General features: G+C 59.3%; 22 protein-coding genes, 1 tRNA gene and 1 pseudogene. 13 read left to right on the forward strand and 11 right to left on the reverse strand.

Annotated elements, in window-relative coordinates; all coding sequences use genetic code 11:
* The first annotated feature begins 34 nt into the window (after positions 1-34).
* From rpmI to arsJ, 12 genes are all read left to right on the forward strand, one after another.
* Complete coding sequence (gene rpmI / locus LQ215_RS12660; protein WP_002553160.1) at positions 35-229, forward strand: 50S ribosomal protein L35; 195 nt, start codon at positions 35-37, stop codon at positions 227-229.
* Positions 230-259: 30 nt separating this feature from the next.
* Positions 260-616 (forward strand): 50S ribosomal protein L20, encoded by a 357-nt coding sequence (gene rplT, locus LQ215_RS12665; protein ID WP_002553161.1) that lies wholly within the window; start codon positions 260-262, stop codon positions 614-616.
* Positions 617-725: 109 nt separating this feature from the next.
* Positions 726-1,742, forward strand: a complete 1,017-nt coding sequence (gene pheS / locus LQ215_RS12670; protein WP_003203624.1) for a phenylalanine--tRNA ligase subunit alpha — start codon at positions 726-728, stop codon at positions 1,740-1,742.
* Positions 1,743-1,777: 35 nt separating this feature from the next.
* Complete coding sequence (gene pheT / locus LQ215_RS12675) at positions 1,778-4,156, forward strand: phenylalanine--tRNA ligase subunit beta (protein WP_230150222.1); 2,379 nt, start codon at positions 1,778-1,780, stop codon at positions 4,154-4,156.
* Between the two features lie 3 nt (positions 4,157-4,159).
* A complete protein-coding gene (gene ihfA / locus LQ215_RS12680) occupies positions 4,160-4,462 on the forward strand; it encodes an integration host factor subunit alpha (RefSeq protein WP_002553164.1) in 303 nt (100 codons plus the stop codon).
* Positions 4,443-4,799, forward strand: a complete 357-nt coding sequence (locus LQ215_RS12685) for a MerR family transcriptional regulator (RefSeq protein ID WP_003179985.1) — start codon at positions 4,443-4,445, stop codon at positions 4,797-4,799. Before ihfA ends, LQ215_RS12685 begins: the two co-directional genes overlap by 20 nt.
* 89 nt (positions 4,800-4,888) lie before the next feature.
* A tRNA-Pro gene (locus tag LQ215_RS12690) sits at positions 4,889-4,965 on the forward strand.
* A 168-nt stretch (positions 4,966-5,133) separates the two neighbouring features.
* Positions 5,134-5,481, forward strand: coding sequence for an ArsR/SmtB family transcription factor (locus LQ215_RS12695; RefSeq protein WP_230150224.1), 348 nt, complete (start codon positions 5,134-5,136; stop codon positions 5,479-5,481).
* A 36-nt stretch (positions 5,482-5,517) separates the two neighbouring features.
* Positions 5,518-6,576: a flavin-containing monooxygenase gene (locus LQ215_RS12700; protein ID WP_230150226.1), complete on the forward strand. Its 1,059-nt coding sequence runs from the start codon at positions 5,518-5,520 to the stop codon at positions 6,574-6,576.
* Between the two features lie 133 nt (positions 6,577-6,709).
* Entirely contained in the window at positions 6,710-7,081 is a 372-nt protein-coding gene (locus LQ215_RS12705) for a metalloregulator ArsR/SmtB family transcription factor (protein ID WP_230150228.1), read from the forward strand.
* Between the two features lie 119 nt (positions 7,082-7,200).
* On the forward strand, positions 7,201-8,205 hold the full coding sequence (locus LQ215_RS12710) for an ArsJ-associated glyceraldehyde-3-phosphate dehydrogenase (RefSeq protein WP_230150230.1): 1,005 nt from the start codon (positions 7,201-7,203) through the stop codon (positions 8,203-8,205).
* An 8-nt stretch (positions 8,206-8,213) separates the two neighbouring features.
* On the forward strand, positions 8,214-9,434 hold the full coding sequence (arsJ, locus tag LQ215_RS12715) for an organoarsenical effux MFS transporter ArsJ (protein ID WP_230150232.1): 1,221 nt from the start codon (positions 8,214-8,216) through the stop codon (positions 9,432-9,434).
* A 34-nt stretch (positions 9,435-9,468) separates the two neighbouring features.
* On the opposite strand, the gene LQ215_RS12720 is transcribed toward arsJ, so the two are convergent.
* From LQ215_RS12720 to LQ215_RS12730, 3 genes are all read right to left on the reverse strand, one after another.
* A complete protein-coding gene (locus LQ215_RS12720; RefSeq protein WP_230150234.1) occupies positions 9,469-9,735 on the reverse strand; it encodes a thioredoxin family protein in 267 nt (88 codons plus the stop codon).
* A 22-nt stretch (positions 9,736-9,757) separates the two neighbouring features.
* Complete coding sequence (locus LQ215_RS12725) at positions 9,758-11,200, reverse strand: permease (RefSeq protein ID WP_230150236.1); 1,443 nt, start codon at positions 11,198-11,200, stop codon at positions 9,758-9,760.
* Positions 11,201-11,410: 210 nt separating this feature from the next.
* Positions 11,411-12,850 carry a lactate dehydrogenase gene (locus LQ215_RS12730; protein WP_230150293.1) on the reverse strand — a complete coding sequence of 480 codons (1,440 nt, stop codon included), beginning with the start codon at positions 12,848-12,850 and terminating at the stop codon, positions 11,411-11,413.
* A 222-nt stretch (positions 12,851-13,072) separates the two neighbouring features.
* Here LQ215_RS12730 and LQ215_RS12735 point away from each other — a divergent pair.
* Positions 13,073-13,285: pseudogene (locus tag LQ215_RS12735) on the forward strand (alcohol dehydrogenase); the annotation flags it as partial.
* Here LQ215_RS12735 and LQ215_RS12740 read toward each other — a convergent pair.
* From LQ215_RS12740 to LQ215_RS12775, 8 genes are all read right to left on the reverse strand, one after another.
* Positions 13,186-15,231 (reverse strand): DKNYY domain-containing protein, encoded by a 2,046-nt coding sequence (locus LQ215_RS12740; protein ID WP_230150238.1) that lies wholly within the window; start codon positions 15,229-15,231, stop codon positions 13,186-13,188. The pseudogene LQ215_RS12735 and the gene LQ215_RS12740 overlap by 100 nt on opposite strands.
* Before the next feature lie 229 nt (positions 15,232-15,460).
* Positions 15,461-15,724, reverse strand: a complete 264-nt coding sequence (locus tag LQ215_RS12745) for a hypothetical protein (protein WP_003203536.1) — start codon at positions 15,722-15,724, stop codon at positions 15,461-15,463.
* A gap of 60 nt (positions 15,725-15,784) precedes the next feature.
* Positions 15,785-16,891, reverse strand: a complete 1,107-nt coding sequence (locus tag LQ215_RS12750; RefSeq protein ID WP_230150240.1) for a glycosyl transferase — start codon at positions 16,889-16,891, stop codon at positions 15,785-15,787.
* Positions 16,882-17,991: a non-hydrolyzing UDP-N-acetylglucosamine 2-epimerase gene (wecB, locus tag LQ215_RS12755; protein WP_230150241.1), complete on the reverse strand. Its 1,110-nt coding sequence runs from the start codon at positions 17,989-17,991 to the stop codon at positions 16,882-16,884. The genes LQ215_RS12750 and wecB overlap by 10 nt, the downstream gene beginning before the upstream one ends.
* On the reverse strand, positions 17,988-19,574 hold the full coding sequence (locus tag LQ215_RS12760) for an FAD-dependent oxidoreductase (RefSeq protein WP_230150243.1): 1,587 nt from the start codon (positions 19,572-19,574) through the stop codon (positions 17,988-17,990). The genes wecB and LQ215_RS12760 overlap by 4 nt, the downstream gene beginning before the upstream one ends.
* Positions 19,564-20,844: an NAD-dependent epimerase/dehydratase family protein gene (locus LQ215_RS12765; protein ID WP_230150245.1), complete on the reverse strand. Its 1,281-nt coding sequence runs from the start codon at positions 20,842-20,844 to the stop codon at positions 19,564-19,566. The genes LQ215_RS12760 and LQ215_RS12765 overlap by 11 nt, the downstream gene beginning before the upstream one ends.
* Positions 20,845-20,846: 2 nt before the next feature.
* Positions 20,847-21,254 (reverse strand): GtrA family protein, encoded by a 408-nt coding sequence (locus tag LQ215_RS12770; protein WP_230150247.1) that lies wholly within the window; start codon positions 21,252-21,254, stop codon positions 20,847-20,849.
* Positions 21,251-21,937 carry a class I SAM-dependent methyltransferase gene (locus LQ215_RS12775; RefSeq protein WP_230150249.1) on the reverse strand — a complete coding sequence of 229 codons (687 nt, stop codon included), beginning with the start codon at positions 21,935-21,937 and terminating at the stop codon, positions 21,251-21,253. Before LQ215_RS12775 ends, LQ215_RS12770 begins: the two co-directional genes overlap by 4 nt.
* Positions 21,938-21,947 lie beyond the last annotated feature (10 nt).

The following is a 21,947-nucleotide window of genomic DNA, read 5'->3' on the forward strand; positions in this document are numbered from 1 at the left end:
TTATGTTTATCAACTGAATGCGGAGTATCCGAACATGCCAAAGATGAAGACCAAAAGTGGTGCTGCTAAGCGGTTTCTGAAAACTGCTAACGGTATCAAGCACAAGCACGCTTTCAAGAGCCACATCCTGACCAAAATGTCGACCAAGCGTAAGCGTCAACTGCGCGGTAGCAGCTTGCTGCATCCGTCTGACGTGGCAAAAGTCGAGCGCATGTTGCGCCTTCGTTAATTTTTGGATCAAGAATAGAGGAAGTAACTCATGGCTCGTGTAAAGCGTGGCGTCATTGCCCGTAAGCGTCACAAGAAAATTCTGAAACTTGCTAAAGGCTACTACGGCGCGCGTTCCCGCGTATTCCGTGTTGCCAAGCAAGCGGTAATCAAGGCAGGCCAATACGCCTACCGTGACCGTCGTCAGAAAAAACGTCAGTTCCGCGCTCTGTGGATCGCTCGTATCAATGCTGGTGCTCGTGTTAACGGTCTGTCCTACAGCCGTTTCATCGCTGGCCTGAAAAAAGCGTCCATCGAGATCGACCGTAAGGTTCTGGCTGATCTGGCAGTGAACGAAAAAGCGGCGTTTGCTGCGATTGTCGAGAAAGCTAAAGCCACCTTGGCTTAAGTACCCCCGGCAGTCACCTGGGGCCACCTCTGTGGGCCCAGGTGTCAAACGTCATAAATAGGGGAAGAGCCTTAAAGCTCTTCCCCTATTTCGTATCTGGAGTCTGTACATGGAAAACCTGGACGCGCTGGTCGCTCAAGCACTAGAGGCTGTGCAAAGCGCTGAAGATATCAATGCCCTGGAGCAAATCCGGGTTCACTACCTTGGCAAGAAGGGCGAGTTGACTCAGGTGATGAAGACCCTGGGGAACCTGCCAGCCGAAGAGCGTCCGCAGGTCGGTGCGCTGATCAACGTTGCCAAGGAGCGTGTCACAGAGGTCCTCAATGCGCGCAAGGCGTTGTTCGAGGAGGCGGATCTGGCCGCCAAGCTCGCCGCCGAGTCCATCGACGTGACCCTGCCTGGCCGTGGCCAGACTTCCGGTGGCCTGCATCCGGTAACCCGGACGCTGGAACGCATCGAGCAGTTCTTCACCCACATCGGCTACGGCATTGCCGAAGGCCCTGAGGTCGAAGACGACTACCACAACTTCGAAGCGCTCAACATCCCAGGCCATCACCCGGCCCGGTCGATGCATGACACCTTCTATTTCAACGCGAACATGCTGTTGCGCACCCATACCTCGCCGGTACAGGTCCGCACCATGGAATCGCAACAGCCGCCGATCCGCATCGTCTGCCCAGGCCGTGTGTATCGCAGCGACTCCGATATCACCCACTCGCCGATGTTCCACCAGGTCGAAGGCCTGCTGGTTGATCGCGACATCAATTTCGCCGACCTGAAAGGAACGATCGAAGAGTTCCTGCGGGTGTTCTTCGAAAAAGAACTGGCCGTGCGTTTCCGCCCTTCGTACTTCCCGTTCACCGAGCCATCGGCTGAAGTCGACATGGAATGCGTGATGTGCAGCGGTAAAGGCTGCCGCGTCTGCAAGCAGACGGGCTGGCTGGAAGTCATGGGCTGCGGCATGGTTCATCCGAACGTGCTGCGCATGTCCGGGATCGATCCGGAAGAGTTCTCCGGCTTTGCTTTCGGCATGGGCGTCGAACGCCTGGCCATGCTGCGTTACGGTGTGAATGACTTGCGCCTGTTCTTCGACAACGACTTGCGATTCCTTGCGCAATTTCGCTAGGTCGCAGTTGGTAACGAATCTATTAGGAGAGCAGGATGAAATTCAGTGAACAATGGCTGCGCGGCTGGGTAAGCCCGCAGGTAAGTCGGGACGAGCTGGTTGCTCGCCTGTCGATGGCCGGCCTTGAGGTCGATAGCGTCACGCCGGCCGCCGGTGATTTCAGCGGTGTGGTCGTGGGCGAGGTGCTGGGCACCGAGCAACATCCGGACGCTGACAAGCTGCGGGTTTGTCAGGTCAGCAATGGCGCGGAAACCTTCCAGGTGGTCTGCGGCGCGCCCAACGTGCGCCCGGGCCTGAAGATTCCGTTCGCCATGATCGGTGCCGAACTGCCGGGCGACTTCAAGATCAAGAAAGCCAAGCTGCGCGGCGTCGAGTCCAACGGCATGTTGTGCTCCCAGGCCGAGCTGCAGATCGGCGAAGGCAATGATGGCCTGATGGAACTGCCGGCAGATGCGCCGGTTGGCCAGGACATCCGTGAATACCTGGGCCTGGACGATGCGAGCATCGAGGTCGACCTGACACCAAACCGTGGCGACTGCCTGTCCCTGGCCGGCCTGGCCCGTGAAGTCGGCGCGTTGTACGCCGCTCCAGTGACGCGTCCGGTGGTCGCGAGCGTGCCGGCCGTGCACGACGAAGTGCGTTCGATTGAAGTCCTGGCGCCGGCCGCATGCCCTCGTTACCTGGGCCGTGTGATCCGTAACGTCGACCTGTCCAAGCCCACGCCGCTGTGGATGGTCGAGCGCCTGCGTCGCGCCGACGTGCGCAGCATCGACGCCGCCGTCGACATCACCAACTATGTGATGCTGGAGTTGGGTCAGCCGCTGCACGCGTTCGATCTCGCCGAAATCAACGGCGGCATCCGCGTACGCATGGCCGAAGAGGGCGAGAAGCTGGTGCTGCTCGACGGTCAGGAAGTGACCCTGCGCAGCGACACCCTGGTGATTGCCGATCACTCCCGTGCCCTGGCCATTGCTGGCGTCATGGGCGGCGAGCACAGCGGCGTCTCCACGACGACCCGCGATGTGTTCCTGGAAAGCGCGTTCTTCGACCAGATCGCCGTCGCTGGCAAGGCCCGCTCCTATGGCCTGCACACCGATGCCTCGCACCGCTACGAGCGTGGCGTGGACTGGCAACTGGCCCGTGAAGCCATGGAGCGCGCCACAGGCCTGCTGCTGGACATCACAGGTGGTGAAGCCGGCCCGATCATCGAGACGGTCAGCGAACAACATTTGCCGAAGATTGCTCCGGTCACCCTGCGTGCCCAGCGCATCACCCAGATGCTGGGCATGGAAATGGACCCGGCCGAAGTCGAACGCCTGCTCGGCGCCCTGGGCCTGAACATCAGCGCCGACGGGGCAGGGCAGTGGCGTGTTGACGTGCCAAGCCATCGCTTCGATATCAGCCTGGAAGTCGACCTGATCGAAGAACTGGCCCGCCTTTACGGCTACAACCGCCTGCCGGTTCGCTACCCGCAAGCACGCCTGGCCCCACAGGCCAAGGCTGAAACCCGCAGCGACCTGCCGGAACTGCGCCGCCTGCTGGTGGCCCGCGGGTATCAGGAAGCGATCACCTACAGCTTCATCGATCCACGCCAGTTCGAGCTGTTCAATCCAGGTGTCGAGCCGCTGTTGTTGGCCAACCCGATTTCCAACGACATGGCGGCCATGCGCTCGTCCCTGTGGCCGGGCCTGGTCAAGTCGCTCCAGCACAACCTGAACCGCCAGCAGGATCGCGTGCGGCTGTTCGAAAGCGGCCTGCGTTTTGTCGGTCAGCTGGATGGCTTGAAGCAGGAGCCGATGCTGGCCGGTGTCGTCTGTGGTAGCCGCTTGCCGGAAGGCTGGGCGCAAGGTCGCGACGTCGTCGACTTCTTCGACGTCAAGGCTGACGTGGAAGCGGTGCTGGGCTTCGCCGGTGCGCTCGACGCATTCACTTTCGTCCCTGGCAAGCACCCGGCGCTGCACCCGGGGCAGACCGCACGCATCGAGCGGGACGGGCGTGAAGTCGGTTATGTCGGTGCCATTCACCCGGAACTGTCGAAAACCCTGGGCCTTGATCGTCCAGTCTTCGTTTTCGAGCTGGTCCTGGCCGAAGTGGCGCTGGGGAAAATGCCGAAATTCCAGGAGTTATCGCGCTTTCCTGAAGTGCGTCGTGACCTTGCGTTGCTGGCCGACCGTGAGGTTGCTTCCAGCGCCGTACTGGACGTAATCCGTGAAAATGCAGGCGAATGGCTCACGGACCTCAGGCTATTTGACGTGTATCAGGGTAAAGGCATTGATCCGCATAGAAAAAGCCTTGCAGTCGGCTTGACCTGGCAGCATCCATCGCGCACTCTTAATGACGATGAGGTGAATACCGCAACGCAGAATATCCTCACCTCGCTCGAAACCAGGTTGAACGCCACGTTAAGGAAGTGACGTATGGGGGCTCTGACGAAAGCTGAGATGGCGGAACGTCTGTATGAGGAGCTGGGCCTGAATAAACGGGAGGCCAAAGAATTGGTCGAACTGTTTTTCGAAGAAATCAGGCACGCTCTGGAAGACAACGAACAGGTCAAATTGTCCGGTTTTGGCAATTTTGACCTGCGGGACAAACGCCAGCGGCCTGGCCGCAATCCGAAAACGGGAGAAGAAATCCCGATCACGGCTCGCCGTGTGGTCACCTTTCGTCCAGGGCAGAAGTTGAAGGCCCGAGTTGAGGCTTATGCTGGAACCAAGTCATAACGACGAACTACCCGTCATCCCGGGCAAACGCTACTTCACCATTGGTGAAGTCAGCGAGCTGTGTGCGGTAAAACCGCACGTGCTGCGCTATTGGGAGCAGGAGTTTCCTCAACTCAACCCGGTCAAGCGCCGCGGAAACCGTCGGTATTATCAGCGGCAAGACGTGCTGATGATCCGGCAGATCCGCGCGTTGCTGTACGACCAAGGGTTCACCATCGGCGGCGCACGCCTGCGCCTCTCCGGTGATGAGGCCAAGGACGATACAACCCAGTACAAACAGATGATCCGCCAGATGATCGCCGAGCTCGAAGATGTACTGGTGGTGCTCAAGAAATAAATTTCTGCTTTTAAATCTTCCAGTTTTCAAAAGCTTGCGATATATTCCTGAGCGTTCCGTTGAGAAGCGGAACAAGATTCACGCCTAGTCGGGGCGTAGCGCAGTCCGGTAGCGCACTAGCATGGGGTGCTAGGGGTCGAGTGTTCGAATCACTCCGTCCCGACCATATTATTCAAGGGGGTTGCGAGATTTTATCTCGCGACCCTTTTTTATTTGTCTGCGCTTTTACCCCACAAATAAATGGCTCTGGGTAAAAATTCTAGTTCCTGGACCTAGAGACCGTGCAATTGCACAGTATTGACGCGTGCATAAACGCGCACATATAGTCAGTCCCATGACAGATCGCCTCCTGCACCGAACCCGCGCCATTGACGCTGCCATCGAATCCCTCGATGGCGCTTTCTTCAAGGCGCTTTGCGAGCCTTCGCGTGTCGCTGTGCTCAAGCGCGTGATGCAATTGGGGCGCGCCGATATCAGCGAGATTGCCCAAGGATTGCCCCAGGAACGTTCAGTTGTTTCCCGACATCTGCAAGTGTTGTTAGAGGCAGGTATCGTCCGCGGCACCAAGGTCAGTAGGCAGGTGTTCTACGAGGTGGACGGCCCGGCAGTGGTGGCGCGCCTCGAAGCCATTCTTGAGCATATGAAATGCCTGACCCCGTTCTGTTGCCCAGGCGCGTCCTGATTTTTTTTGCCCTTTAATATGCATGAGTGTGCATATATGAATGTAATGAATGAAATCATGGATGTCATTGTGATCGGCGCGGGCCAGGCAGGATTAGCCTGCGGTTGGCACTTGCAGCGGCAAAACCTCAGGTTCCTGATCTTGGATGCCGAGCGGTCCCCGGGAGGAAACTGGCGCAACTATTACGACAGTCTGAAGCTTTTTTCTCCAGCGGCTTACTCGTCATTGCCGGGTATGCGCTTCCCGGCGGAACCCGATCATTACCCGCTCCGTGATGAGGTCGTGCGCTACCTGGAAGATTATGCAAAGGCATTCAAATTGCCAGTTCGTCAGAACGCCCGCGTACAGCATGTACGCAGAGAGCGCGGGCTGTTTCAGCTTCAAACGGGCGATGGGGAAAATTTTTGCTCCAAGGCGCTGATCGTGTGCACGGGTGGATTCAATCAGCCTTTCATTCCCGATATTCGAGGGCTCGGGAGCTTTCTCGGGCGCAGTTTGCATAGCGCGCAATATCGAAATGCCGATGGCTTTGGTGGGCAGCGAGTGGTTGTGGTCGGTGCTGCAAACTCGGCTGTTCAAATCGCTTATGAACTGGCTCATGTGGGCAAAGTCGCGCTGGCGAGCAGGGAGCCGATTCGGTTTTTTCCGCAAAAGATACTCGGCCTGGATTTTCATGGGTGGCTGAAGTGGTCAGGGTTGGAAAAGACTCGTTGGTTGAGCGATCAAAGTACGCCGGTACTTGATGACGGGATCTATCGTCGAGCCCTTGAGCAAAGGCTTTTCGAGCGCAAGCCGATGTTCGAGGCGATAACACCAACCGGCGTGATCTGGGCTGATGGGCAACACACTGAGGTGGATAGTTTGGTGTTTGCGACAGGATTTCGCCCGAACCTGAAATTTTTGAGCGGGTTGGAATGCCCAGGCAATGAATATTGGGCTCATCGTTACGGGCAGGCGAAGCATCTACCGGGGTTGTATTTTGTCGGCCTGCCGAAACAACGGAATTTTGCTTCAGCGACACTCAGGGGTGTCGGCCAGGATGCGGCCTATATCATGCCCAGCTTGATGCGATTTGTTCGCGATGTGACTGTTTAGCGGGCAACTTTCGAATTTTTCCGAAGGGAGGGCTTTATCTCTTATTCGGAAAATCATATATTCGAAAAACCGTATATGAGTCGAGGCTTCACAATGACCAGCAAAGCCCGTGTTCTGTCTGCTGAGAATCGATATGGCTGACCATCTGACCCCGACCACTGTTTTCAAATGCCTGGCGGATGACACCCGCGTGCGCACCATGCTGCTCATCACTCGTGAGGGGGAGCTTTGTGTTTGCGAGCTGACCTGCGCATTGAACGAGAGTCAGCCAAAAGTCTCCAGGCACCTGGCGCAGTTGCGCACTTGCGGCTTGTTGTCGGACCGTCGGCAAGGCCAATGGGTGTATTACCGTCTGCACCCGAATCTTCCCGATTGGGTTCATCAAGTGCTGACCACTACGTTCGAAAGCAACAAACACTGGCTGAGCCCTGATGCCAAGCGCCTTGACGACATGGGTGACCGGCCTGAGCGTGCAGCCGTGTGCTGCGAAAGCCAGACCGCCTGATTACCTGATTGGCGCGCAATAGCCTCAGGAAGAATGATCATGAGCAACAGGCGCCTTTCCTTCCTGCATCGGCCAGTTCGACAGCCAGTCGCACGCCCCGGACAACAGAGCACAACAACATGACTATCAAAGTGGGTATCAATGGTTTTGGTCGGATCGGTCGCCTCGCTCTGCGGGCTGCCTGGAATTGGCCGGAGTTTGAATTCGTGCAGATCAACGATCCGGCGGGCGATGCAATCACCCATGCGCACCTGATCAACTTCGACTCTGTGCACGGCCGTTGGCATACCAACGCCAGCGCAGAAGGTGATCAAGTGGTGATTGGCGGCAAGCGCATCAAGGTGACCGCGAACAAAACGATTGCCGACACTGACTGGTCGGGTTGCGATCTGGTGATCGAAGCCAGCGGCAAGATGAAAACCGTGGCGGTGCTGCAGGCTTACCTGGATCAGGGCGTCAAACGTGTGGTGGTGTGTGCTCCGGTGAAGGAAAAAGGCGCGTTGAATGTCGTCATGGGCGTCAACCAGCACCTGTTCGACCCGGCGCAGCACCGCATCGTCACCGCGGCTTCTTGCACCACCAATTGCCTGGCCCCGGTGGTGAAAGTCATCCATGAAAAGCTGGGCATTCGCCACGGTTCGATCACCACCATCCACGACCTGACCAATACCCAGAGCATCCTCGACCAGCCGCACAAGGACCTGCGCCGTGCGCGTGCCTGCGGCATGAGCCTGATTCCAACCAGTACCGGCTCGGCCACCGCCATTGCCGAAATTTTCCCGGAGCTGCGTGGGCGCCTGAACGGTCATGCGGTACGTGTGCCGTTGGCCAATGCGTCGCTGACCGATTGCGTCTTTGAAGTCGAGCGGGCCACCACCGTCGAGGAGGTCAATCAGTTTCTCAAGGACGCTTCCGAGAACGAGCTCAAAGACATCCTCGGTTTCGAGGAGCGCCCGCTGGTATCCATCGACTACCGTACCGACCCGCGTTCATCGATCATCGATGCGCTGTCGACCATGGTCGTCAATGGCACCCAGGTCAAACTCTATGCCTGGTATGACAACGAGTGGGGCTATGCCAACCGCGTCGTCGAGCTGGCCAAACTGGTCGGTCTGGCAGTCTGAGGGCGGTCATGAAAGCGTTGTCAGCCCTCGCGCCGCCCGTGCGACAGTACCTGCTCGTGACGGGCAATTACTGGGCCTTCACCCTCACTGACGGCGCCTTGCGCATGTTGGTGGTGCTGCACTTTCATGCGTTGGGCTACAGCCCACTGCAAATCGCGGCGTTGTTTCTGTTCTATGAACTCTTTGGCGTGATCACCAACCTGGTGGGAGGCTACCTCGGCGCCCGGCTGGGCCTGAACCGAACCATGAACATCGGGCTGGGCCTGCAGGTCGGGGCGCTGTTGATGCTGACGGTGCCGGTCGCCTGGTTGACCATCCCTTGGGTGATGGGCGCCCAGGCGTTGTCCGGGATCGCCAAAGACCTGAACAAGATGAGCGCCAAAAGCTCCATCAAGCTTCTGGTCCCCGATGGGCAGCAGGGCAAACTCTACAAATGGGTGGCGATCCTCACCGGCTCGAAGAACGCGCTCAAGGGTGTCGGCTTCTTTCTCGGCGGCGCCCTGCTGGCATTGATCGGTTTCAAAGGCGCTTTGCTGGTCATGGCGGGCGTCCTGGCGCTGATCTGGATTGGCAGCTTGATTTTGTTACAGAAGGATCTGGGCAAGGCCAAAGCCAAGCCCAGGTTTCGTGACATCCTGTCCAAGAGCCGGGCGATCAACATCCTTTCGGCCGCGCGGATGTTTTTGTTCGGCGCCCGGGATGTCTGGTTCGTGGTGGCCTTGCCGGTGTACCTGAGCAGTGTCTTGGGCTGGGGCTTCTGGAAGGTTGGCGGCTTTCTGGCAGCCTGGGTGATCGGCTACGGCATCGTCCAGTCCTTCGCGCCCAACATCACTGGCAAGAAACGTGGGCACGTGCCGGATGGTCGAGCGGCGTTTCTGTGGGCGCTGCTACTGGCGGGTTTGCCCGCGGCCATTGCGCTCGGTCTGGACACCGGCCTGTCGCAGCAGATGGTGCTGTTGGGTGGGCTGATGGTTTTTGGGGCGTTGTTCGCCGTGAACTCGTCGCTGCACAGCTACCTGATCGTGTCCTACGCCAAGGAAGACGGCGTGTCGTTGGATGTGGGTTTTTATTACATGTCCAACGCCATGGGACGACTGATCGGCACGGTACTCTCCGGCTGGGTTTATCAGGGCTATGGGTTGGGCGCGTGCTTATGGATATCAAGCGCATTCGTGTTGCTGGCCGCCTTGATTTCCATCGCCTTACCCAGGCATGCCGAGGCGATGTGAGACCGCCAGACAAAACGGCATGGACCTCATCATGCTACGTGCATGTGGAGGTGTCGGCGGGGCTCGCCGTCGAAATCCAGCCCTGGATATCCGCAACCGTCGGAATCTTCCCGCTGCTTACAACCTTCCCGTTGATCACCAGCGCCGGCGTGGAGAGGATGTCATAGGTCATCATCTTGGCCATGTCAGTGATCTTTTCGAATTCGGTCGGGATATTTAGATTTTGCGCGGCTTGGCGGGCCACGGCCTCCAGCTTCTTGCAGTTGGCGCACCCTGAACCGAGGATTTTGATTTTCAGCATTGGAAGCTCCCAAGTGTGAATGTCAGCTTGTCGTTTGTTTACGCTGAAAACGGATCAACTGGACAATCGCAGCGGTCATGGCCAGCAAGGCCGCTACGCCTGCACCCAGGGTCAGCCAGCCGGTGCCATCGACCCAGGCGCCATAGAGCAGGCCGGCCACGATGCTGAACGCGGCGACCAGCCCGACATAGGCGGCGGTCTTCTTGCGACCCATCACCGCCGCCACCATGAGCATGCTCTGCAAGCTGAGTTCCGGGTCTGCCATCAGGTAGGCCAGGAGCGGGCCAGGATGCATACCGAGATCAAGGAACATGCGGGCGACGGGCACTTCTACCAACGTTGGGAAGTACATGAACACGCCGAACCCTACTGCCATGGCATTGGCGGGCACTGAATTGCTGCCTGTCAGGCTTTCAATCCATTCGGGTTGAATCACCTGGCGAACCATGCCGACGATGAAGACACCCACCACCAGCACAATGAATATCTGCTTGACGAAGCGCCAGGCTTCCCACAGCCAGCTTTGCCAGTCTTCGGCTGGCAGTTTTCGGGCAAAGTGCCAAACGGACAGCAGGGCCAATGCGACAGCGAACACGCGACCGGTGAAGATGAAAACCAAGGAGCCAGGTTCTGGCGTCAGGCGCATCGAGGCAATCAGCAAAGTACTGGCGGCCAGGCCCAGTGCCACCCACGTCCAGCCATTGGCACCTTCGGTGATGTTATCCAGACCACGCTTGGCTGTGGCCGCAATCATCAGGAGCAGGACGATGAGTACAGACCCTTGCAAGCTCACGCCTTCTTCTCCTTTGCTGGCGTCATAGGGAACCCAGTCAAACAGGGTGTCCTGCCACGCCTGGGCCCAGGACAGCGGAACTTCGATGCTGATCAGGCCTGCGGTCAGGGGCCACAGTCTCAAGGTGCCCGCGATCAGCAGGGCCACCAGAGATAGGAGGATGCCCAGGGCAGGCCCGCTAATGCGGGCCTTCTCTGCGAACAGGGCATCTGCCTGTGCATCGTGGGTCAGGTCGTCTTTCCAGAACAGAGCCGCCATTATCAAACCGATACCGATGCCGAAGATCAGGCACAGGATCAAACGGGCGATTGCAAACTCCGCTCCCAGAATGTTGCCGGTATAGGCCAGGGCCATGATATTTCCTGCCGGGGCAAAAAATAGAAAGGTGATCGCCGGACCGATACCCGCGCCTTTGCGGTACACACCCGCGAACAAAGGAACAATGGTGCACGAGCAGACGGCAATCAACGATCCCGCCAGTGCCGCTGCAGGGTAGGAAACATAGACAGGTGCGTGTCGACCCAGCCAATGCGTGATGCTGGCTTTAGGAATGAGTGCCGCCATTGCCCCGGCAATGAAAAACGCTGGCAACAGGCAGAGCAGGACGTGAGCGGCCAGGTAGGAAGCCAGACTGCCAGCTCCACCATTGGCTAATTTGAGCAGGAGGTCCATGGCAAACCCTGGAACACGATCATTAGAAGTCGAGTTTCAAGGTATTTGCTGTGTGCTGAATGGGCTTGACGTAGATCAGTTGCACGTAGAAAAACTTTACGTAATGCGCTGGACCACTGCACGGCGCGGCCCAGCGCAAAGCAAATCATCGCCAGGAAAACCGTCAGTATCCACTTTCATCCTGTAGGCCGAGTCGACTGTCTTTTGCTTTCAACGCACCAGCGCCGAAGGGTTTTCCTGCAGCAGCACCGAATTGTGGAGGGTAGCGAGCGCTTCCTTCAATAAGGATTGTTCCTGCGCATCCTTGGTTTTCTTGCTTTCCTTGGCGGCGTATTCCAGCAAGACCAAATGACTGCGGCTGGTTGAAGCGTCCTTCGGCACCACTGTCTCTTCAACCATTTTGCCCATGACGTACTGCTGTGTCCGTGTGTCCTGGCTGGCGTTTTGCGTGACGAAGGCTCGGGTCAGCCGGCCGTCCTTGTAGGCGAGGCTGGCCGTGCTGCTGGCCTTGTCATTCACTTCTACGTAGCGATAGTTCTGCGAGTCGGTAGTTGTGCCGAGCACGGGTGCTTTCCCGCTCTTCAGGCTCTTGTGATAACTGGCCGATAGACTCGATTGCTGGACTTGATCGATGCTGCGATTGCGCATGATGGAGCCGTTGACGAGCGTCTTTTGCGACAGGTTGTAGGCAAAGCTATCGACTTCGGACGGGCGCATCGGGTTGGACGCGTTGATGGTCTGTTTGATGGACGCCTCGAAGTCTGCCAGTCCGGTCAGCAGGCCTTTGTCCGCCACGTTACGGGTCAGTGGCTCTGTGGGGGTAACGCCCTGTGGATAGTGGCTGTTCATGGCGCTGAAGGCGTCCTTGAACATCGCCATCAGGGCTGCGTTGGCACTCCCGCGCTCCTGCACCCGATCAAACTGGGCAAGGTAGCTATTCAGTGCGTTGGCCTGTTGCTTGGCATCGCCCAGGATTGCGCTGTTCTTCAGGTCCACGCTCAAGTTCAATTCGCCATCCGGACCACGCATTTGCGTGGTGCGGCTCTGGCTGTCGGCGCGGTAAGCAAGGGTCAGGTCCTCACCGTCCACGCCCTTGAGCTTGGCGTTCAGGTCAATGGAGGCCAATACGCTGGAGTCGAACTGCGTCAGCTTGCCCAGGTCGAGCTTGGGAGGCTCGGCGGTCAACCCGTCGACAGCGGCCTGGAAGGCACTGCCCAGAACGCCAATCGCCTTGAGTTCGTCCTCGCTCAGCGGGCCACCGTCTACCGTGGCCTGAACGCCAAGACCATCGTCCTGGCTGGTCAGGCTGAAGGTGACCGTCTTGCCGCTGGCGGTCTTGATGCTGAGACTGATCAGGTTGTCGGCGTTATTGTGCAGCAGCGTCTGTTCGGATTTTATCTCGGGGGCGTTGTGAGCCTTGTCCGAGGTGGTATGGAATACGGACTGGGAAATGTTCGAACCGCTCTTGGCGAACTGCTCTACCAAGGCTGCACCCAGGCCTTGGAAGCGGCTGGCGATCGACAGCGATCTGGGGTTGGTCCCCATGACGCGAGTGACCGCATCCTGACTTGTCTTTTCCCAGACACGAACAATTTCCTGGCCGGGCAGTTGCCCGAGTCGGGAATAGGTCTGTGATTCGACATCGGCCACGGGGGTGCCCAGGCTGACGATTGCCGCTGGTCGAGCCGGCAAGACATCAGCGCTCTCTATCACTGTTGCAGGCGATGTCGCGACGGCAGAGCGAGTCTGGATGGGAAGGGCAGGGCTGATCGGGGATAGGGTAGTCATGACGGTCCGTGTCGACAGAGCAGGGTTACACCCAATGTAGTGAATCCACTGTTCGATTGAAAGCGTGGACGTTGAAATAAGTGGCATGTCCAGGTCGGTTTGATGCTGGCCGACCGCAGCACGCCGGCAATCCCGATGAGCAAGGTCATTGCCTACGAGCTGGAGATCTGTGGCAGCCATGGCATGCAGGCCCACCGTTACGGCGCGATGATGGAGATGATCGCCTCCGGCAAGCTGGCGCCTGAGAAACTGGTCGGCAAGACCAGCGCTTCGTCGACCTCGGTCAGGGTTGCATAACCGTCGTAGTGGTAGATTCGGTGCTTGTCTCGGGCATAGCGGTCCGTCAGGAATTCGAGGGTCGCCAGGTCGATCCGCTTGGCGCTCAACGGGCGTCGGTGGCAGAACAACTTGCGCGTGCCCAGCTGCAGGAAGTCGGGATGGGGCACGCGGACTTCATTAGGGTCGAATGCCACATCCAGCGGCTTGCCTTCCGAGAGAATCAGGGTGGGGCTGACGGCATAGGTGCCGAGAATGCGGGTGTCCGAGGGATGTAGCCGTTTTTTCGCCTCGCCGTAGTAATACACCGCATCCTGATCCTTGGCCCAACCATGACCGCAGGACTCGAACGTGGCCACTTGCGCCTTACGAATCGGTTCCGGGGGATGGTAAAAAATCCGGTGGCAGAACACGGTTTTACCGTCCGTCAGGTAGGGCGACCCGAGTGAGCGGAAGTGCTCCGCGGGCTCCTGGGAAAACCGCTCGGGCACCTCGGTTTCGGCGTTATGAAACGGGATCAGATACAAACCCTGGGCATCGCCGCACAGGTGCGTGTCCAGCAGTTTGAAGCTCGCAGCGTCAAGTCCGTTGATCACGCGTCCATGGAAATACACCTGCCGGCCCAGCTCGAAACCCTGGCCGATGGCACGTAAGGGCAACGGTTCTGCAGGTGTTTGCGATGCTTCAGGCGGGGCCTGTAGACGGTGCCACCAATAGTCCTTCAACTGCGGATGGGCTTCGAAGTAGGGAGCCCATGCCTCTTGCATGGCCGCATCGATGACGCCTCCAGAGCCCAGCGGGCCGTTTTTGTCACCGACCAGCACGGGCGCGTAATCCTGGTCATTGCGATAGAGCTGGGTCACTACGAAGCTTTCCACGTCGACATCAAGGCGTTTCTGCCGTCTGTAGACGTGCTGGTGATCACGGTAATAGTCGAACCCCAAGTGGCGAAAACTTGGACCATGGGCATCACGCAAGCGGGTTCCGGCGGCGTAGACGAACGTGTCGTCCACGGCAAAATAATCATGCTCGCATTCGCTGGCGCTGACCACGCGGCCGCACTCATCGAACGCCGGCTGCCAGCATTGGAGCAGGTGGAAATCGCCAACGTAGCGAATGCTCTTGCCGGTCAGGTAATAGGCGCGGTGTCGGTCTTTGGCGTAGCGCTCGTTAAGCACGGTGAAGGTTGTCAGGTCGGCATGGTCGATGCGGTAGAAGTATTCATATGAAATGCTCGAACCTTGCTGCGCTTGCACGATGATCGACTGCCCATCGGTGCCCCAGCGATGGGCGAGCATCTGGAAGTCGTCCGGGTTTGCGATCGGCAGCGGCGTGCCGTCTTTCTGGTGCAGGGGCTTGAAGCCCTTGTAGACCTGACCGTCGATCACTCGATAGGAAGGATGGTTGCAATAGCGCACCCGCGGCGTGGCACTGGCGATAAATTGCCCTTGCAGGAAGATATTCACTCCGTCGCTGAACAGGGCAGAGGCTGACGTCACCGAGGCGGGCGACGCTAATAGGGCCAGGCTGTCGGGCCGCGCCTCCAGGATTTGGCTGATCGCGTAGTCGCCGAACCAATAGGCGCCGGTTGCGTCACGCCAGTATCGGTGGCCGAGGCTTTCCAGGCCGTTGTCGAAGCGAAACGGCAGGGCCTGCAGCGCATGGTAGCCATGTCGCTCCCGGTAGGCTGGAAGCAGGTAGTAATCGCGCAGCGTGTCGCGCAAGACCCAAGGGTTGCGTCGATGTCGCCAAACCGGCTGATCGGCCAGCAAGGGTGAGGGCGGATAGTGCCCAGCGCTGGCAGATTGGGATAACTCGCCGGGTCGTGTGTCTTGAGGGTTGAGCATGATGTACACATCAGGCACTCGCCCGTCGCCCAGCAGCACGCCGTCGACGAAGGCGAAACCTTGATGCCATTCAAGCTGCAGCGGCGCCCAGTCAGCCTCATCCGTCCCTGTGATTGTCATGTTATTGCGATCTGCTCTCCAGGGAGGTGGAACGCCAAGCCAATGGTCGCCGCCGCCGCGCTCAGAAAATGAACTTGAACAACGCAATCACCACGATCAGGCCAATCAGGAAAATGATGCCTACGGTACCGCCAAGGAATTTCAACATAAGAATGCTCTCATCGGATGGGCTTAATCGTCTAGACCGCTACCGATAACGCTCGTTTCGTTGAATATTCATTCGTGATGATCAATGAACCGCAAAGGACCTTGGTACCGGCACATGCTCGAATTTTGAAATGGTCTTGATCCAGTAGCGGCGATAGTCCGTCTGGTCCGGCGCCAGCGGTTTGTGGCTCGACCATGGATGTTTCTCCTTCAGGCTGGCGCGGTACGCTTCCCATTCTTTCTGCTCGGCCACTTCCCGGGCTTTGCTCCGGTCATCGAACCAGCCCAGGACGTAAGCTTCGCCCTGGTCCGTGCCGTGCGCTATCAGCAAATAAATCTCTGTCATGACTGACCTACCGTTCTGTCCTGCGCCCCAGTTGCGGGGTCTTATCTTGGGTATCGGCCGTTATTGGCCGTTTTTGAGATTGATTGCAGAAAAACGCTGAGCCCAGAGGTGCGCCTGACGAAATTGATGAACAGTCGCGCGGTCGCTTTGGCTGGCGAGCGCTTCCACGGCGGTTTTACGCAGATCGGTGCCTTCATCCACAATCCAGACCCCCGGTTCCCGGTCACGCAGGGCCATTTCACCGAAGCGAGTGGAGATGACGGGCAGGCCGAGGGCGCGGTATTCGTAGTATTTGATCGGGTCGACCGAGGCGGTCAGGCGGTTGAGCTTGAACGGGATCAAGCCCACCGAAAACGTTGCCATGGCGGCGATTGCATTGGCGTGGGAGCATTCGGCGAGCAGCTCGATGTTGGCGGGCAATACGCAAGGCGGCGGCGCGAAGAGGGGGCCGATCAGCCGGATGCGGTTTCCAGGATTGGCCTGCGCCAGCGCGATGACCAGCTCCCAATCGAACCAGCGCCCCAGCGTGCCAACGTAGCCGAGTACCTGCTGTTTGGCACCCAGGTCCAGGCTTTCGACCGGCACCAGTGCGTGCATGTCACAGGCGTTGAGGGCCAGTTCTACCTGGTCGGTTGTGCCCAGGAGTTTGTCGCGAAGGGGGGTGGAGGACGCCAGTACTTGGGAGACCCGTCGAATGAGCTGTGCCTGGCGGCGTTCCATGGACCTGCGTGACAGGCCCTGATAGAAGGCAGGGAAATCATCCATGGCATCGTAGACAGCATGGCTTCCAGGGATGAGGGCCAGCAGTTGCAGGGCCAGTTCGGAAGGTTTTCCGACACAGATCATGCATGGGCCTTCTGCGGAAAATACCGCGGCCTCTTTGAGCAGGTTGCGCCACAGTCGCTTGAGGATCATGGCCGAGCCCGGAATGGGTTCGATGGGTAAGCTCCGGGGTTTGCAGACCTGCAACCAGGGTGGAGCGGCGGCGCTTTGCAGGTCGGCAACAGGCGGTTTGCGCTTGAAATCGTTCAACGTGGGTAAACGCGTCGGGTACGGATCGATCCAGAGTACCGGCGCCCCGGTTTGGTGGTGATACCCGTTGACGAAGTGATGGGGGCGCTGGCTGAAGCTGGCCCATGGCAGCGGGGACAGGTAGATCATGCGCATGGCAGGAAGTGCTGCCTTAACACGTCGACGATGCGCGCGGCAGCCTTGCCGTCGCCATAGGGGGAGACCCCACGAGCCATGCCCTGATAAGCCCGCGGATCATCGAGCAGCCGCTGTGCTGCTTCGACGATGGTGTCCCGGTTGGCGCCGACCAGCTTGACCACGCCGAGCTCGACCGCCTCCGGGCGTTCGGTTTCCTCCCGCAGGACCAGCACCGGTTTGCCCAGGGCCGGGGCTTCTTCCTGCACGCCTCCGGAGTCAGTGATGATCAGGTATGAACGCTTCATTGCCGCGATGAACGGCGCGTAATCCAGCGGTGCGCAGAGAATGATATTCGCGGTCTGGCCGAGCAGTTGGTGCGCGACATCCTTGACGCTCGGGTTGGGATGGACGGGATAGAGGACCTGGATGTCCGGATTCCGCTCGGCCAGGTCCTTGAGGGCCTGGCAGATATTCTGGAACGGTTCGCCGAAATTTTCCCGGCGATGGGCGGTCACCAGCACCAGGCGTTTGCTGGCGTCCAGTGGGACAGTCAGGGCTGAGTCCTGTGCGGCAGTCATCAGCAAGGTATCGATCACGGTATTGCCGGTCAGGGTGATATCGCTGGAGGCGACCCCCTCGCGTAGCAAGTTGTCCACGGCCTGCTGGGTGGGCGCGAAATGCCAGCGGGTCAGCTTGCCGGCGATTACCCGGTTGGCTTCTTCGGGGAACGGAGTGCACAGGTTCCCGGTACGCAGGCCCGCTTCGACATGGCCAAAGGGAATTCGTAGGTAGAAACACGCCAGTGCGGCACTCATGACCGTGGTCGTGTCGCCTTGAGCCAGTACCACATCCGGTTTCTCGGCTTGCAGTATGCCGTCGAGTTCGCGAAGCAAGCACCAGGTCAGTGCCGCCAGTGACTGGTTGGGGCGCATGATGTCCAGGTCCAGGTCGGCCGTGATTGCGAAGGCCTCAAGCACCTGGTCCAGCAAGCTTCGGTGCTGGGCAGTGGCGAGCACCCGACAAACGATATTGTTTTCGGCCTGGAGCGCCTTGATCACGGGGGCCATTTTGATGACCTCCGGACGCGTACCGACGATGCAGAGTACCTTGCGGGTCATGCCTTGTGATTTCCTATCATTGTTACAAGTGAACGTGCTATCCGGTCCGCGTTGGCCATGAGGGTCAGCGTGTGGGATTTCTCGGTCAGGCTGGGCAGGCAGGCGCCGTCGACAATATGCACACCACCAAGGCCCGCGACTTCGCCAAGGCGATCAGTCTGCCCAATCCGGGGCGTCGAATGCATGGGCAGGGTGCCTGCATAGTGGATATCCGCCCCCGGCCTGCCGACGGTGAAGCTCATGGGCATCAACAGCGCGCCCATTTTCCAATAGATCCGGCGCAGCTTCGCCTCGGCAGTCTTCATGAGCCCGGGCAACTCGGGATGCACATGGCCGCTGATGCTCAACGAACCGTCGGAGCGCAAGACCGCGGTGTTGTTGGACAGGTGCCCGGGAAGGAAGATGTTCCCGACGACGCAAGCGCTGAGCAGGTTTTTCAGCAGTTCGATGCTGTAGCGTTTGCTCATGGGGATTCGGCCGACAAACTCGGTCATCGGCAAACCTGTGGTGCTGAACGTCGAGCCGAAAGCCGTGGTACTGGATGTCAGCGCCAGGGCGAACGATAGCTGGCCCAGGCCAAATGTCGACACCCTTGGGGTTCCGAGCATTTTTGGCAGCCACAGCAGGAAGGCGGCCGTCGGTGATGACAGCAGCGGTATAGGGGCCGAATGGTTCAGGCCCTTGAGGGCGAGCCGGGTCGTGGCCAGGGTGCCCGCCGCCAGCAGCAGGCGCGTGCCGCAGAAGCGCCGGGCGGAGCGACGGTCAGTGATCGCCCATGCACCGTCCTGTTTCTGCAGGTCCTCCACGAGGAGGTCCTGGACGTGCTGGAATCCTGGGTATTGCTTGAGTTTTTGCAGCTCTTGCGAGGCGCTATACAAGGCCTGGTTCTGACAGCCCCACAAGCAGTTTCCAGACAGGTCGCAGGCCTTGCGCTCGTCCAGCGGCTGGCTCAAGACGGCGACCCTGGAGCGGCCAAGACGAAACCCCGACTCGGGAAACGCCGATCGGCGCCGGGTGTACTGATCGAGCAGGCGCTGGTGCAGTGCGTCCAATGGCAGGGGCGGTTGCGACCACTCATCGAGGCCGAAGAAGCTTGAGAGATCGTCGTTGATCCGGCCACTGATACCGATCCGGCGGGCGACCGTTTCATAGGACGCCTGCATCTCGGCATAATCGATGGGCAGCCCGGCAAAGTCGTTGGCCCCGAGCGTTGCCACGCCGCAACCCCAGGCATTGGACAGGCCTCCGGTGGCCAGTGAACCGATGCCGATAAAATTGTCGGTCTCGATGCGATTGCGGGCGCTGAAGCCCTCGAAGACATGGGAGTGGGTCGGCGTCTTCAGCTTGGGCGATACCGCGTCCAGCTGGTTCAAGGCGTGGAAGTTTTCGCCGATCATCCATTTCCACTGATGCTCATCGTTTGCCCGGGCGCTGAGAAAGGGACGCGTCGGCGGCATCGCTGAGCCTGTATTGGCCTGGGCGTCGACCATCAGGACTTTCAGGCCCGCCTTGACCAGCGGATAGGCTGCCGAAGTCCCGGCCGGGCCGCTGCCGACAATGATCACATCAAATTCAGACTTCACGATGGGCTTCACTTCCACGCAACAACTGGCGGGCAAAGGGGCGGCCTAACAACGCCGCGATCTTCCACGCCAGCGCTTTGAACGAGGTGAGTCCCAGCGCAACCAACGTGGCGACCAGGCTGGGCGGCTGTTGGGCGCCGAGAAACACCTGCGCGCCCTGGGGGCTGGCTTCGGCAATACCGAGTGCAACCTGCAGGCGCCAGGCCAGTTCCTGGCCGTCGGGCTGATGCAGGACACCGGGATTGTCCAGAAGCGCCAGGAGTATCGGCCAGCGCATCATCAAGCGTGAGTGAATGACGGGGCGGGTTTTTCCTGCACGCTCCAGTGCCCTGGCATAGCGACTCACCAGGCTTCTGTGGGGCGGGCGTTTGAGCAGGTAGTTCAAGAGCACCGTGGCTTCCTGGAGAAGGCCTCGACGTTGCCCGTGGCCGGAGCGATGCATGCCGTGGGCAAGGGGGCGCAGTTGAATGCCGAGTTTTTGCAGGGAACGTTCGCTGTCCATGGGCGGCAGGCGGATGAGGGAAAAAATCCGCTCCAGGCCCAATTTAGCGCTCAAGGAGGGTCCGAGTGACAGGCGTAATAGCCTGAGCAATGCCACCGGCACAGGGACTGGCAGACGAGCGGCACGGACCCGGTGCGTCGCAATCGACCTCAGGAAGCGGCCAAAGGCAATCGGCCGCACGGCGCCCAGGTTGAGGATTTCGGCACGCATGTCGTCCCGCTCGGCAACGGCGAGTATCGAGGCCGCGAGGTCGTCGACATGGATGGGTTGCACGCAAGGCGCGGGCATGAGGATCGGAATGAACGGGCTTCGGCGAACCAGCCCTGACAGTAATCCGAAGAGCCCACGTTCGAGGCCGCCGTAGACTTGGCCGGGACGGATCACGCTGCCTCCGGCGGCCAGCACGTGCTGTTCGATACGCCACTTTGTCCGGCCATAAACGCCAGGGTCCGTGGCCGCGGCGGTTTGACTGGAGATGAAGATGAACCTGGCCGAGCCTTGTTGGGCGCAACGGATCAGCGCCTGGGCCGCCTTGACTTCGTCGTCTGCGCCGGTGGCAGCTGTCGATGTGTCGGCCGCCAAATGGATCAACACCTGGGTGCCCGCCGGGCATTCGGGCGCCGGGCCCCGCAGGTCATAGGGCAGCCAGGTATAGGCGGCGGGGCACGGCTGGCGGGTGGCGCAAATAACCTCATGCCCGCTTGCCGCCGCGAGGGCTGACAAGCGTTGTCCGATGTAGCCTGTCGCGCCGCTAATCAGTAGCTTCATCGTCATGCGCCTTCGGCGCGGTCAGCGGGAACAGGCGGGCGCGCAGGGCAATGGAACACGAACAGTTTGCTGATCCAGTAGGTCAGCACCACGCAGGCCACGTCGCAGACAAATTTCACCGTCGCAGGGCTGTTGACGATATACAGCCCCACGCTGAACAGCGCCGAAGCGAGCGGAATATTGATGGCAAGCAACGAGAAATAGCGTACCGCTTGAGCCTTGCTGCTGCCGCCGGTCGACTGGAACGTGAAGTGCCGGTGCAAAAAGAACGCGAACACGCCAGCGACGCCTTTACCGGCGATGTTGGCCAGGACAGGGTGATCGTTGATCAAGGCCATCAACAGCAGAAAGGTCCCCATGTCCAACGCATAGGCCACGAGTTGGATGGCGCCGTACCGGATAAAGATCAAGACGTCCTCCGGATGACCACGATGTGGTGCAGCGCCAATACCCGCCTCAACGGGTGCAGCAGCTTTTCAACGACCTTGAGCACGGGAATCAGCGCGTCGGGCAGCAACTGGCGAAAGTTCAAGCCGCCGGAAACCAGGTAGCGTAGATAATTGCCGCAGATTTCCTGGTGGACGATTTCCAGGCCCGGGTGCTTGCGTTCGAACGCCTGCCTGTCGCGAACGAAGACGATGTAGCTGAGGGCCTGGTTGGCGCCGTTCATGGGCCCGGTCGACGGGGTTTCCCAAGACGGGAAGTGCATGTCGAAGCCTTCGGACTTGAACAGGCGCTTATAGAGAAAAGCGGCAAAGGGGCCGTGGAAGGGTTCGATCAAAATGGCGCCGCCGCCGATCTTGAGGGTTCTTTCCAGCTCCGTGAAGAAGCGATCGGGATGAGGGAAGTGGTGAAAACAGTTCTGGCCGTAAAATACTCTGGCCGAATGATCGTCCAGGCTCATTGCCTCGGCATTGAGCGCCATGTCCAGGTGCTCGGTGGCGACAATGTCCGTCGCCAATACTTCAGGGTACGAATTGCGCATGGGCGCGATGCCTGCCCCCAACTCCACCTCAAGACCTTCGACCTTGAAATAGCGGGCTGCCAGGCGATGAAACGCGTGGTGGAACTCAACGAATACTTCCCGAAGCATTCGTTTGCGT

The sequence above is a fragment of the Pseudomonas brassicacearum genome (genome assembly GCF_918698105.1).
GTDB classification, from domain to species: Bacteria; Pseudomonadota; Gammaproteobacteria; order Pseudomonadales; family Pseudomonadaceae; genus Aquipseudomonas; species Aquipseudomonas brassicacearum_F.

Coding starts and splice junctions, on each gene's coding strand:
- LQ215_RS12740 (WP_230150238.1), bottom strand. CDS start 15,231: ATGACAATCACAGGGACGGATGAGGCTGACTGGGCGCCGCTGCAGCTT.
- LQ215_RS12765 (WP_230150245.1), bottom strand. CDS start 20,844: ATGAAGCTACTGATTAGCGGCGCGACAGGCTACATCGGACAACGCTTG.
- pheS (WP_003203624.1), top strand. CDS start 726: ATGGAAAACCTGGACGCGCTGGTCGCTCAAGCACTAGAGGCTGTGCAA.
- LQ215_RS12775 (WP_230150249.1), bottom strand. CDS start 21,937: ATGCTTCGGGAAGTATTCGTTGAGTTCCACCACGCGTTTCATCGCCTG.
- LQ215_RS12745 (WP_003203536.1), bottom strand. CDS start 15,724: ATGACAGAGATTTATTTGCTGATAGCGCACGGCACGGACCAGGGCGAA.
- arsJ (WP_230150232.1), top strand. CDS start 8,214: ATGAAAGCGTTGTCAGCCCTCGCGCCGCCCGTGCGACAGTACCTGCTC.
- rpmI (WP_002553160.1), top strand. CDS start 35: ATGCCAAAGATGAAGACCAAAAGTGGTGCTGCTAAGCGGTTTCTGAAA.
- LQ215_RS12685 (WP_003179985.1), top strand. CDS start 4,443: ATGCTGGAACCAAGTCATAACGACGAACTACCCGTCATCCCGGGCAAA.
- ihfA (WP_002553164.1), top strand. CDS start 4,160: ATGGGGGCTCTGACGAAAGCTGAGATGGCGGAACGTCTGTATGAGGAG.
- LQ215_RS12720 (WP_230150234.1), bottom strand. CDS start 9,735: ATGCTGAAAATCAAAATCCTCGGTTCAGGGTGCGCCAACTGCAAGAAG.
- rplT (WP_002553161.1), top strand. CDS start 260: ATGGCTCGTGTAAAGCGTGGCGTCATTGCCCGTAAGCGTCACAAGAAA.
- LQ215_RS12700 (WP_230150226.1), top strand. CDS start 5,518: ATGAATGTAATGAATGAAATCATGGATGTCATTGTGATCGGCGCGGGC.
- LQ215_RS12695 (WP_230150224.1), top strand. CDS start 5,134: ATGACAGATCGCCTCCTGCACCGAACCCGCGCCATTGACGCTGCCATC.
- LQ215_RS12705 (WP_230150228.1), top strand. CDS start 6,710: ATGGCTGACCATCTGACCCCGACCACTGTTTTCAAATGCCTGGCGGAT.
- pheT (WP_230150222.1), top strand. CDS start 1,778: ATGAAATTCAGTGAACAATGGCTGCGCGGCTGGGTAAGCCCGCAGGTA.
- LQ215_RS12750 (WP_230150240.1), bottom strand. CDS start 16,891: ATGCGCATGATCTACCTGTCCCCGCTGCCATGGGCCAGCTTCAGCCAG.
- LQ215_RS12725 (WP_230150236.1), bottom strand. CDS start 11,200: ATGGACCTCCTGCTCAAATTAGCCAATGGTGGAGCTGGCAGTCTGGCT.
- LQ215_RS12710 (WP_230150230.1), top strand. CDS start 7,201: ATGACTATCAAAGTGGGTATCAATGGTTTTGGTCGGATCGGTCGCCTC.
- wecB (WP_230150241.1), bottom strand. CDS start 17,991: ATGACCCGCAAGGTACTCTGCATCGTCGGTACGCGTCCGGAGGTCATC.